General features: G+C 29.3%; 11 protein-coding genes. 6 read left to right on the top strand and 5 right to left on the bottom strand.

The features are described from left to right. Positions 1–2 precede the first annotated feature (2 nt). From ACIJYC_RS06295 to ACIJYC_RS06285, 3 genes are all read left to right on the top strand, one after another. Positions 3–1319 (top strand): TldD/PmbA family protein, encoded by a 1317-nt coding sequence (locus ACIJYC_RS06295; RefSeq protein ID WP_435165738.1) that lies wholly within the window; start codon positions 3–5, stop codon positions 1317–1319. Next, the gene (locus ACIJYC_RS06290) at positions 1316–1546 is read left to right on the top strand and encodes an NAD(P)-binding protein (protein WP_435165735.1); all 231 of its coding nucleotides are present in this window, start codon (positions 1316–1318) and stop codon (positions 1544–1546) included. Before ACIJYC_RS06295 ends, ACIJYC_RS06290 begins: the two co-directional genes overlap by 4 nt. Before the next feature lie 299 nt (positions 1547–1845). Next, positions 1846–2286: a hypothetical protein gene (locus ACIJYC_RS06285; RefSeq protein ID WP_435165732.1), complete on the top strand. Its 441-nt coding sequence runs from the start codon at positions 1846–1848 to the stop codon at positions 2284–2286. Between the two features lie 2 nt (positions 2287–2288). Here ACIJYC_RS06285 and ACIJYC_RS06280 read toward each other — a convergent pair whose 3' ends face one another. Next, a complete protein-coding gene (locus ACIJYC_RS06280) occupies positions 2289–2969 on the bottom strand; it encodes a DUF6134 family protein (RefSeq protein ID WP_435165729.1) in 681 nt (226 codons plus the stop codon). Between the two features lie 52 nt (positions 2970–3021). Between ACIJYC_RS06280 and ACIJYC_RS06275 the strand changes: the two genes are divergently transcribed. Next, positions 3022–3669 (top strand): YczE/YyaS/YitT family protein, encoded by a 648-nt coding sequence (locus ACIJYC_RS06275; protein WP_435165726.1) that lies wholly within the window; start codon positions 3022–3024, stop codon positions 3667–3669. Here the strand turns inward: ACIJYC_RS06275 and typA are convergent. Continuing rightward, the gene (typA, locus tag ACIJYC_RS06270) at positions 3666–5492 is read right to left on the bottom strand and encodes a translational GTPase TypA (protein ID WP_435165723.1); all 1827 of its coding nucleotides are present in this window, start codon (positions 5490–5492) and stop codon (positions 3666–3668) included. The genes ACIJYC_RS06275 and typA overlap by 4 nt on opposite strands. Before the next feature lie 177 nt (positions 5493–5669). Between typA and ACIJYC_RS06265 the strand changes: the two genes are divergently transcribed. After that, on the top strand, positions 5670–7397 hold the full coding sequence (locus ACIJYC_RS06265) for a DEAD/DEAH box helicase (RefSeq protein ID WP_435165720.1): 1728 nt from the start codon (positions 5670–5672) through the stop codon (positions 7395–7397). A 351-nt stretch (positions 7398–7748) separates the two neighbouring features. Next, positions 7749–9635, top strand: a complete 1887-nt coding sequence (locus ACIJYC_RS06260) for an acyltransferase family protein (RefSeq protein WP_435165717.1) — start codon at positions 7749–7751, stop codon at positions 9633–9635. Between the two features lie 13 nt (positions 9636–9648). On the opposite strand, the gene ACIJYC_RS06255 is transcribed toward ACIJYC_RS06260, so the two are convergent. The 3 genes from ACIJYC_RS06255 to groES all read right to left on the bottom strand — a co-directional run bounded on the left by ACIJYC_RS06255 (position 9649) and on the right by groES (position 12381). After that, on the bottom strand, positions 9649–10305 hold the full coding sequence (locus tag ACIJYC_RS06255) for a GNAT family N-acetyltransferase (protein ID WP_435165714.1): 657 nt from the start codon (positions 10303–10305) through the stop codon (positions 9649–9651). A 100-nt stretch (positions 10306–10405) separates the two neighbouring features. Beyond that, positions 10406–12067 carry a chaperonin GroEL gene (groL, locus tag ACIJYC_RS06250; RefSeq protein ID WP_435165712.1) on the bottom strand — a complete coding sequence of 554 codons (1662 nt, stop codon included), beginning with the start codon at positions 12065–12067 and terminating at the stop codon, positions 10406–10408. Between the two features lie 23 nt (positions 12068–12090). Next, on the bottom strand, positions 12091–12381 hold the full coding sequence (groES, locus tag ACIJYC_RS06245; RefSeq protein ID WP_008546060.1) for a co-chaperone GroES: 291 nt from the start codon (positions 12379–12381) through the stop codon (positions 12091–12093). Positions 12382–12400: the final 19 nt, after the last annotated feature.

Genomic DNA, 12400 nt, shown 5'->3' with positions numbered 1-12400 from the left:
TCATGATTAAAGATGAAGAGTATTTAAAGTCAAAGGCATCCTATTGCTTAGATCTTGCCAAAAAACTTGGGGCGACAGATGTAAGCGTAACTGTTGGAAATTCAATTTCTGAGACAGTAAGTTTTAGAAATAAAGTTTTAGATGAGTCTAATAGATCTGATAGTTTAGCAATAAGTATTGAGACTTATTTAGGTAAAAAAAAATCATCAATAACATCCTCAAATTTATTAGATGAAAATTTAAAATCATTAATTGAAAAATGTTTTGAAACTACAAAAATTACTCCTGATGATGAATTTAATTCTCTTCCAGATAAAGATTTGTTAGCAAACAATATTAAAGATCTAAACTTGTATGATCAGTCTCATATAGAAAATGATAAAAAGATAGATTATTTAAAAGAGCTAGAAGAAACAGCTTCAATTGATAAAAAAATTATAAATACAGAGTCAGGTTTTACAGAAAATAAATCAAACTTTATCCTAGCTAATAGTGATGGTTTTTGTAATGGGTACAAATCGTCTTCATTTACAGCTTCCTGTGTTACTGTTGCAAAAAACGAAAATAGTATGGAAAGAGACTATGAATTTACAAGTAAATGTCATTTAAATGATATTTCCAATCCTTCTGAACTTGGAAAAATTGCAGCTGAGCAAACTGTAAAAAAACTTAATCCTAAAAAAATTGGTAGTGATAAATTAAGTATTATTTTTGATAAAAGAATTTCAAATGGATTTCTAGGCTCTTTCGCGGGTGCAATTTCAGCATCATCTATTGCAAGAGGAACATCGTTCCTTAAAGATAAATTAAACCAACAAATTTTTTCAAATTCAATTAATATTATCGATAAACCTGATCTAATTAAAGGTATGGGCTCAAAGTGTTTTGACTCTGAAGGAGTTAAAACAGATACATTACAATTAGTAGGCAATGGAATTTTGAATAATTATTTAGTGGATACCTACAATGGAAAAAAATTAAACTTAAAATCAAATGGAAGAAGTGGTGGAAGCACCAATCTTTATTTTGAAAATGGAAATATAAATTATGATGATTTGCTAAAAAGTCATTCTAGGATTTTATATATTACTGAAACAATAGGTCACGGAGCAAATCTTGTAACAGGTGATTATTCAGTGGGTGCCACTGGTTTTTTAGTTGAAAATGGGGAATTTAAATATCCAGTAAACGAAATAACAATAGCTGGAAATTTTAATGAAATGTTTAAAAACATTACACTAGCGAATGATCTAGAATTCAAATACTCAGTTAATTCACCTACCATGATGATTGATGACATGACCGTCGCTGGTAAATGAGTAGATACTGTGTAATTGGTTCAGGAATCTCGGGAGCAACCATTGCAAATCTTTTAAGCAAAAAATATTCGGTTGATTTATTTGATAAAGCAAGAGGACCAGGTGGAAGGTCTTCTTTTAAAAGATTAGATAAAGCCAAAGGATTTGACCATGGAACACAATATATTTCACCTAAAAGTATAGCTTTTAAAAAGTTTGTTAATACTTTAATAAAAAAAAAATACTAAAAAAATGGGATGGCAACCATTTATTTCTAAATAAAGCTAAAAAGCAAAATAAAAATCATTCAAAGATTATAGGTAGAAAAGGGAACAATGATATTAGCAAATACCTTTTAAAAAATATCAAATGTTATTTTCAAACAGAATTAAAAAAAATTGACTATAAAGAAAAAAAATGGGTTCTTACTTTTTCTGACGGAAATAAAAAGATTTATGAAAAATTAATTCTAACTTGTCCATTTGCTCAATTATCAAAGTTATCAAAAAAATTTATAAAAGCTCCATTCATAAAGAAAAAAGTAAAGATGGATGCCAATATTACAGTTATGTTTTCAATAAAAAAAACAAACAATAATGTGAGTAGCTATTTATTTGACGATAAAATTTTAGGTTGGGCTGCAAAAGAAAATAGTAAAAAAAGGTTTAAAAGTAACCAAGATTTATGGACTTTGCAAAGTACCTATAATTGGGCAAATAAGATGATTAAACAAAATAGAGAAAATAAAGATATTAATTCTAAAACTCTTATTGAACATTTCTTTAAGCTTACAGGAATTAAAAAAACTAAAATATTATTTTCTCTTAATCATGGCTGGAAATATTCATCAAATTCAAATTCGTTAAAGATAAAAAGTTATTGGAACTCTTCATTAAATTTAGGAGCGTGCGCAGATTGGTTTGTTGGACCAAGACTCGAGGCTGGTTGGATAAGTGCCAATGATCTTTACAAAAAAATTATAAAATAAATTTATTCAAATTTTTTAACTTTATATTCCCAGTTTCCTATTCGAGAATAGGCTACTTTAAGAATTAAGGCATTTTTTTTATCAAACCAAATATCAAAATTTAATCTTTTGTCTTTAGGAATAGACATGTCTTTTGATTTTAATTTAAAATGCTCCACCTCATATTTTTTCCCGTATAATTCAATTTTTTCTTTTCCAATAAAAGTAACTACTTGTTCTTTAATACTTCCAGAAATTGGACTTATTTGAGAGCTTGTTTGAAGAATTTTATGACTCCACCAATTTCCAATCACATTTTCGATTGATGCGCTTCCTGTGTAAGATGATCCTTTAATATCATATTCATTTTTTTCTTCATTTAGCTTTAGTCGAACGTATTTATCTTTTTTATTTTGTTGGGTCTTTGAATTGTAAGAAATTAACTTATCTTTAGTATATTTCTCCTCACCATAACTTTCAACTTCAAAAATTGTTGCTCCAAATATTTTTACAGTAAATTTTAATTGATTTGTGACAGTTGTATTGTCTGCGTCTCTTTTAAAAAAATAATAATTATAACCAATAACTTCACCATCTCTTAAAATTTCCATCTCTATTTTATTAAACTTATTATAGTGAGCCATATGAGCACTAGTATTGAATGAATAAGTTAATAAAAATATAAAGAATAAAAATTTTTTCATAAGATATCTACTTTAATAGACTTTAAATTTAAAAGAAGTAATTTATTAAATAATGTTTTTAAAAATTAAAAATATTCCAAACGTATCTTGGAGCTCAGATAAACCACTTAATTTAAAACCAAAGATATCTACGTTTTTTTTTCTTTGTTTTGGGTTAACCTTGTTTGGTCTGGGTGAGGGTTTATTAATTGTTTCTGCTTCAGGTGCATCTCCATGGAGTGTATTGGCTCAAGGTTTGTATTTGAATATAGGTTTTTCTATTGGTGTCATAACAATCTTTATAAGTTTCATCGTTTTATTATTTTGGTTTCCATTAAAACAAAAACCAGGAATTGGTACTATTTTAAATGCTTTAATTATTGGAGTAATGATAGATGTGTGCATTAGATATGTTCCAACTCCAGAAAATTATATATCCCAAATATTACTTGTGGTATTTGCAGTGTTGACTGTAGGAATAGGAGGGGGAATTTATTTAGTTGCAAATTTAGGAGCAGGCCCAAGAGATGGTTTGATGATCGGTCTTCAAAAAATAACAAATTTACCTATTGCTGCTGTAAGAGGGGTTCTTGAAATTTCAGTAATGTCAATTGGTTGGTATTTAGGTGGTACAGTTGGTATTGGAACTTTTTTGTTTGCTTTTGGAATCGGACCTTGCGTAGCTTTAGGATTATTTTTAGTTAATAAATTATTTAATTAAGCAGCTGTTCCAGACTTTTCGCTTCTTTTTCTATCATGAGGGTTGAGAATAGCTTTTCTTAATCTTAGAGATTTTGGTGTAATTTCAAGAGCTTCATCTGTATTCAACATACTTAATTGCTCGGCAATAGACATTTGTCTTACTGGAGTTAGTACAACATTTTCATCTGTACCTTGAGTTCTCATGTTAGTTAATTGTTTACCTTTCATAACATTTATTATCATGTCACCAGGTTTTGGAGTCAAACCAACTATCATTCCTTCATAAACAGGATCATTATGAGTTACAAACATTTCTCCTCTTGCTTGAAGATTAAATATTGCAAATGCTACCGCTTTCCCTGTCGACATTGAAATTAGTGCTCCATTTTTTCTTCCATCCATTTCACCTTCAAACTTTCCATATCCATGAAAAATTCTATTAATTACTCCAGTACCCTTTGTTAAAGTCAAAAATCTACTTGTATATCCCATTAAGCCTCTCGTTGGTGCGTGGAAAACTAATCTTTTTTTATCTTTACCAGTATCTTTTAAATCTAAAAGTTTACCTTTTCTTCTGTTCATAGAATCAATTATTTTTGAAGAAAACTCTTCGTCCAAATCAACAGTTATTTCTTCAATAGGTTCTAGTTTATTTCCTGCCTCATCTTTTTGAAATAATACTTTTGGAGGACTGACTGTCATTTCAAAACCTTCTCGTCTCATTTGTGTAAGTAAAATTTCAAGCATTAATTCTCCTCGACCACTAATCACAAAAGAGTCTACGTTTGCATTTTGAGAAAAAGTAATACCAACATTATTTTGAGCTTCTGAAAACAATCTATCTCTAATTTGAGTACTCGTTAATTTTTTCCCCTCAGTTCCTGCTAGAGGTGAACTGTTAACACTTATTGTAATAGACATGGTAGGAGGATCTATGGGTGTTGCTGGAATTGGCTCATTTAATTCTGGATCACAAATAGTGTCAGCAACATTAGCTTTTTCTAATCCTGCAATTACAACGATATCTCCTGCTTCACCTATTTCGATTGGAACTTTTTTTGTTCCTTCATATCTAAAAATTTTCGTTAATTTACCTTCGTCTACTTTTTCACCATTAAGATTTATTGCTTTAATAGGTTGATTGGCTTTTGCAGTTCCTTGAGAAATTCTACCAACCAAACTTCTTCCTAAAAAACTATCTGCATATAAAAGTGTAGATAACATAGCGAAAGGTTTTGTTTTATCTAATTCAGCTGGCTTAACATGTTCAATTATTAAATCTAAAAGTGGGTGAAGATTTTCTCTTGGACCATCAACTTCTTTGCTTGCCCAACCTGATCTTCCACTTGCATATAAAACTGGAAAATCTAATTGTTCTTCATTTGCATCTAAGCTTACAAACAAATCAAAAGTTTCATCTAATACTTCATTAGCTCTTTGATCTGCTTTATCTAATTTATTAATTACTACGATTGGTTTTAAACCTTGTTTAAGTGCCTTGGCTAATACAAATTTTGTCTGAGGCATTACACCTTCTGCAGAATCAATTAGAAGTAATGCGCCATCTGCCATACTTAATACACGCTCCACTTCTGCAGCAAAATCTCTGTGTCCAGGTGTATCTATAATATTTACTCTTGTATCTTGCCAATTTATTGATGCGGGTTTAGCTAGAATAGTAATTCCTCTTTCTTTTTCTAGCTCACCAGAATCCATTAATCTTTCATCAACAACTTCATTATCTCTAAATGAACCACTTTGTTTCATAAGATTGTCAATCATAGTTGTTTTGCCATGGTCAACGTGTGCAATGATAGTGATGTTTCTGATGTTATTGCTCATAAATTGTGGCTCTTATACATTAATTCTTTGATTTGAAAACTTAAAAAAAGTCAGTAATTACTTGGCAAATATACTTTAATGAAGAATTCATTTCTTGTGATTGTTTTAAAAACATATAGATATCGCAATAAAATTAGAAGCAACATAGAATCAAGATCAAAACTTCTAAATCATTAAATGGAAAATTTTAAATTACTTAAAATAGAAGATTCATTAAAAAATTCATTACAGAAAATGAATTTTACAAAACCTACACCCATCCAAGGAATGGCAATACCGGCTGCTTTGGAAGGAAAAGATATTTTAGGTACAGCGCAAACAGGAACGGGGAAAACTTTAGCCTTCAGCATTCCTTTAATCAATAAGTTGATTTTAGATAAAAATGCTTTTGCCCTAGTCATGTGTCCTACTAGAGAACTGGCCACTCAAGTAATGGAGGCAATTAAAAGTATTATAAGTGATAAAATAAATATTAAATCAGCTTTACTTATAGGTGGAGAATCGATGCAAAAACAGCTTAGACAACTAGGTAATAGATCTAGAATAATAGTTGGAACACCTGGCAGAATTAATGATCATTTAAAAAGAAAAAGTTTAAATTTATCAGCCACAAAGTATTTAGTTTTAGATGAAACTGATAGAATGTTAGATATGGGGTTTACTCCTCAAATTGAAATGATTTTAAAATTTGTTCCAAAAGATCATCAAACTTTATTATTTTCAGCAACTTTACCTAAAAATATTTTAAGAATTTCAGATAGATATTTAAATAAACCTGAAAGAATTTCCACAGGAGCCACATCTGTTCCAATTGCAAAGATAAAACAAGAAACTCTTCAAGTTTTTAAAGAAAATAAATACGATGAATTAATTGATCAATTTTTAGCCAGAAAGGGTTCTATTTTAGTTTTTGTTAAGACTAAAAGAGGTGCTGATAAAATGGTTAAAAAACTGAAGGAAGAAGGTCATTCTGCAGATGCAATTCATGGAGATTTACGTCAAAGCAAAAGAGATCGTGTTATTAATTCATTTAGAAAAGGATTAAAAAGAATTTTAATAGCAACGGATGTTGCTGCGAGAGGCCTTGATATCCCATTGATTCAACATGTAATTAATTACGATCTTCCTCAAGTTCCAGAAGATTATGTTCATAGAATTGGAAGAACTGCAAGAGCTGGCTCAGATGGATCGGCATTAACTTTTTTAACACCAGATGATCGATCAATGTGGAATTCAATAAACAAATTAATAGATCCTAACTTTAAGTCATTACCAAGTGGATTAAGAAGGGACTCAAAAAATAAAAGAAAAGGCAAGACACCAAATAATAAAAAAAGTAAAGCAAGATATGAAAAAAGATCTCATGGAAAAAGTAGACAAGATCGATCTTCAAGTTTGAGAGATAAACCGAAATTTTTTGGTAAAGATAGATCGGATAGACCTTCAAGAGATGGAGAAAAAAGATCTTATGGAAAAAGTAGACAAGATCGATCTTCAAGTTTGAGAGATAAACCGAAATTTTTTGGTAAAGATAGATCGGATAGACCTTCAAGAGATGGAGAAAAAAGATCTTATGGAAAAAGTAGACAAGATCGATCTTCAAGTTTGAGAGATAAACCGAAATTTTTTGGTAAAGATAGATCGGATAGACCTTCAAGAGATGGAGAAAAAAGATCTTATGGAAAAAGTAGACAAGATCGATCTTCAAGTTTTACAAAAAAAAATAAAACAAAACCCTCTGCATTTACAAATAACCCAAAGTATTTTGGAAAAAAATCTTCAGAAAACTCATCTGCTGATACAGAAAAAAAAAGCTTTGGATTTAAAGGTAAAAAAAAATTTAAAAGTAGAAAGAGCAGACCTAAAAACTTTAGCTTTAAAAAACATAGTAAAAAAAGAACTTAATCTTAAGATTTTTTATTTTTTTCTTTTTTTTGCTTCCTTTTTTCTTTCAGACTCAATTTTGGTTTTTTACTAATACTAGAATCCTTAAATGATTTTCCGCTATATCTTTTTGACATATAAAAATTATATCAGTTATTTAAATATAATTTCAAATATTTTTAAAATATTTTATCAATAAGATAATATGTAGATAAGAATACCCTATTTAAATTATAAGTATGCTTAAATAAGAAAGTACTTTTATATTTAATTATTAAATGGGTAGATATAATACTTGTGATACAGAACGATAATGGAGTATTCATAATGTTTAATTTTTTTTTAGTTTTTTCTGTGGTAAATAAATATTAAATGAAACTTTCATACCGACCAGAAATAGATGGTCTTAGATCAATAGCAGTTGGTGTTGTTATTCTTTATCATGCTCAAATAAACATTATGGATCTTGAACCTTTTAGAGGAGGGTTTATTGGAGTTGATATTTTTTTTGTAATTTCTGGCTATTTAATAACTTCTATTATTTTAAAAGAATTAATCATCACGGGCTCATTTTCATTCAAACATTTTTATGAAAGACGAATAAGACGAATTTTACCAGCACTATTATTTGTAATGTTGGTATCCTTTCCACTTGCTTGGATTTATCTGATGCCAAGTAGCTTTATTGATTTTTCAAAATCTATTCTTTATTCACTTGGATTTAGTTCCAACTTTTATTTTAATTATTCAGGTCAAGAATATGGTGCCGAGAGTAGTTTGTTAAAACCATTTCTTCACACTTGGTCATTATCTGTTGAAGAACAATATTATATTTTGTTCCCGATAGTTTTATTAATTGTATTTAAATATTTTAGAAAATTTTTAATTCATATTTTAATTTTAGGATTTATAATTAGTTTAGGTTTAGCGGAGTGGACGAGTAGAAATTATCCATCTGTCTCTTTTTATTTTCTTCATACAAGAATGTGGGAACTTTTAGCAGGTTCAATTTTAGCATATTTTGAGATTACAAAAGGACATAGGGGTCAACATAAAACTCTAAACTTAATATTACCAACAGTTGGGCTTTTATTAATTAGTCATTATGTTCTATTTTTTAATGATGAAACACTTCACCCTTCAATTTATACTTTATTCCCAATCATAGGAGCTTGTTTAATTATATGGTTTTCTCATAAAGATGAATTGATTACAAAAATACTTTCAACAAAATTATTTGTAGGAATTGGTTTAATTTCTTACTCTTTATATCTTTGGCATTATCCTATATTTGCTTTTTATAAATATTCATTCGCAAAAGGGTCTTTATATATAGAAATATTAATTATATTAAGTTTATTCATTATTTCTTGCATGAGTTACTTCTTTGTAGAAAAAAATTTTAGAAACTCACAATTTAAATTTAGTAGAATTTCAAATATTTTATTTTTATCTACATTCTTAATTTGTTTAATATGTATTTTTATAATTAATCAAAAAGGTTTCCCTAAAAAATCAATAGTAGACAACATGAATTTAGATTTTCAATATTATGTTGAGGAAATATCTAATTGGCAAAAAATAAATGTAAATAAGAAAATTACTAATGATCAAAAAGAAATAATTACTATTATTGGAGATTCTCATGCCTCTAATTTTGCTTTAATGTTTCAGACAAATCCTGATTTATACTCTAACTTTAGATTTGTACCAGTGAGAATAAACAAGTTTAAAAAAATTATGAATGATGAGAGTAAAATTAATAAAGAGATGCTGTTAATTAAGAAATCGAATATTATAATTTTTTCATTCAACTATACAGAATCTGAACTTGAAGAGGTAGAAAAAACAATTAAATCAATTTTGAAAAAAACTAATAAAAAGATAATCTTAACTACTAATAATCCAGTATTTAATCTTTATGGAAGCAGGTTTACAGATCTTGATTTTTTTTTATTAAATAAAAAAAGAAAACCTAATAAAAATGAATTAATCAACTTAGAAAAAAAATACTTTTCATTTTTAGAAAAAAACAAAGTATATCATCAAAATAATATCAGATTACAAGATTTATCAAAAACTTATAATCTTAAGTTGTTAGATAAATCATTTTATCAATGTGATGATATTAATAAAAGATGTGAGGTTCTAACTAATAATTATAATAAAATTAATTATGACTCACACCATTATACTCTTGATGGAGCTAAATATTTGGGAAAGAAAATATATAAGCATAATTGGCTTCAATTAAACTAATAAAAAATTACCCTTAATTAAATTTTAAACTTCTTTTTTGCTTAAAATTTTTATCTAAATTTTTATTGGAAAAATATCTCAAATAACCTTTTTTTAATTTCTTCCATTCTTTATCTATAACTGAAAACCAAGCAGTATCTCTATTTCTGCCTTTAACTACTGCTGCTTGTCTAAAAACTCCCTCAAATTTAAATCCTAATCTTAAAGCAGCATTTTTTGATTTTTCATTTCCATTATTACATTTCCATTCGTATCTTCTATATTTAAGTGTATCAAAAACATTTTTCATCATCAGATACATAGTTTCAGTTGCTTCAACAGTTTTTTTTAAAATTGGAGAATAAGTTATATAACCAACCTCTATTGAACCTGCTCTGGGTTGTATTCTTAGATAAGATGCTAAACCACAATATTTTTTATGCCTTTTTGAGTAAATAGCATAAAAAAAACAATCAGTATTTTTTATATAATAACTTAATTGTTTTAAATTCTTAAATGGTCCATCTGGCATATAATTCCATAACAAACCTTTTTTATCTAAACTAAATGTTTCAAATAAATCTTTACCATGTTTTGATGGATTTACTGGTTCTAAAATAACAAATTTACCATTTATAAAATTTTTACTTGGTACTTTTGGGATTTTAAATTTAATTTTTTTTCCTAGCATTTTGAATTCTTATCATAAAAAAAACCCCCAGAAATTTCTTTCTGAGGGTTTCTAATTTGTTTAACTCTTGTACGAAGAGTGTTCTGGTTGGGGAACCGTATTACATTCCCATTCCACCCATTCCACCCATACCGCCCATACCACCAGGCATACCACCAGGCATACCACCTGCAGCATCTTTTTCTTCTGGTTTGTCAGCGATCATAGCTTCTGTAGTTACAAGTAATCCAGAAATAGAAGCAGCATCTTGAAGAGCAGTTCTCACAACCTTAACTGGGTCAATGATACCTTTTGCAAACATATCACAATACTCTTCGCTTTGAGCATCATATCCATATGAAGTTTTCTTTTGCTCTAACAATTTACCAACAACTACCGAACCATCTACGCCAGCATTTTTAGTAATTTGTCGGATAGGAGCTTCAAGTGCTTTTCTAACTAGATCTACACCTGCTTTCTGATCATCACCTTTAGCTTTTACTTTGTCAAGGTTTTGAGCAGCGTATAAAAGGGCACAACCACCACCTGTTACAATACCTTCTTCAACAGCAGCTCTAGTTGCATTTAAAGCATCTTCAACTCTATCTTTTCTTTCTTTAACCTCAACTTCTGTAGCGCCACCAACTTTGATAACTGCAACACCACCTGCTAATTTAGCAAGTCTTTCTTGAAGTTTTTCTCTGTCATAATCAGATGTTGTTTCATCAACTTGTTTTTTAATTGAGTCACATCTTGCTGCGATATCAGATTTTTTACCGCTACCACTAACAATTGTGCTGTTATCTTTATCAACTTTAATCTTTTTACAAGATCCAAGGTCTTCAAGTTTAACATTTTCAAGTTTAATTCCTAGGTCTTGAGAAATCACTTGGCCACCAGTTAGTATAGCAATATCTTCAAGCATAGCTTTTCTTCTATCACCAAATCCTGGAGCTTTAACAGCAACAACTTTTAGCCCACCTCTTAGTTTGTTTACAACCAACGTAGCTAATGCTTCTCCCTCAACGTCTTCAGAGATTATCATTAAAGGTCTACCTGATTGTACAACAGCTTCTAATAGTGGTACCATTGGTTGTAAGTTAGTTAATTTACTTTCATGTAATAAGATATAAGGATTGTCTAACTCAGTTGTCATTTTATCACTGTTAGTAATAAAGTATGGAGATAGATACCCTCTATCAAATTGCATACCCTCAACAACATCTAACTCAGTTTCAATTCCTTTTGCTTCTTCAACAGTAATAACACCCTCATTCCCAACTTTTTGCATTGCCTTTGCAATCATTGTTCCGATTTCTTTATCACCATTTGCAGAAATTGTTCCAACTTGAGCAATTTCATCACTATCTTTAACTTTTTTAGCAGAAGAAATTAAGTTTTCTTTTACGTTTTCTACAGCTGCATCAATTCCTCTTTTAACATCCATTGGATTCATGCCAGCAGTAACATACTTAATACCTTCTTTAACAATAGCTTGAGCTAAAATAGTTGCAGTAGTTGTGCCATCACCAGCTTCTTCATTAGTTTTGCTAGCAACTTCTTTTACCATTTGAGCACCCATGTTTTCAAACTTATCTTCAAGATCAATTTCTTTAGCAACAGAAACACCATCTTTAGTAATTCTAGGTGCACCGTAAGACTTATCCATTACAACATTTCTGCCTTTTGGACCTAAAGTAACTTTAACAGTATCAGCCAAAATATTGACACCTCTCATCATTGCCGCTCTTGCTTCAGCGTCAAATTTAATTATTTTTGCCATTTTACTTTCTCCTTTAAATTAAATTATTTACCTGAAATACCCATAATGTCAGACTCTTTCATTATGCTGTATTCTTTACCATCAATTTTGACTTCAGTTCCTGACCATTTGCCAAATAAAACTTTGTCACCAACTTTAACATCCATTGGAATTAATTTTCCATCTTCTGTTTTAGCTCCACCACCAACAGCAACTACTTTACCTTCTTGAGGTTTTTCTTGTGCCGTATCTGGGATGATTATTCCACCAGCAGTTTTTTCGCTGCTATCTAGAACCTCGATTAATACTCTGTCATGTAACGGTTTAAACTTCATAAATTCTCCTTATTAATAT

It is taken from the genome of Candidatus Pelagibacter bacterium nBUS_28 (genome assembly GCF_051200915.1).
Lineage (GTDB): Bacteria > Pseudomonadota > Alphaproteobacteria > Pelagibacterales > Pelagibacteraceae > Pelagibacter.
The sequence above is the reverse complement of the archived record's forward strand: the minus strand, read 5'-3'. Positions and strand labels throughout refer to the sequence as shown.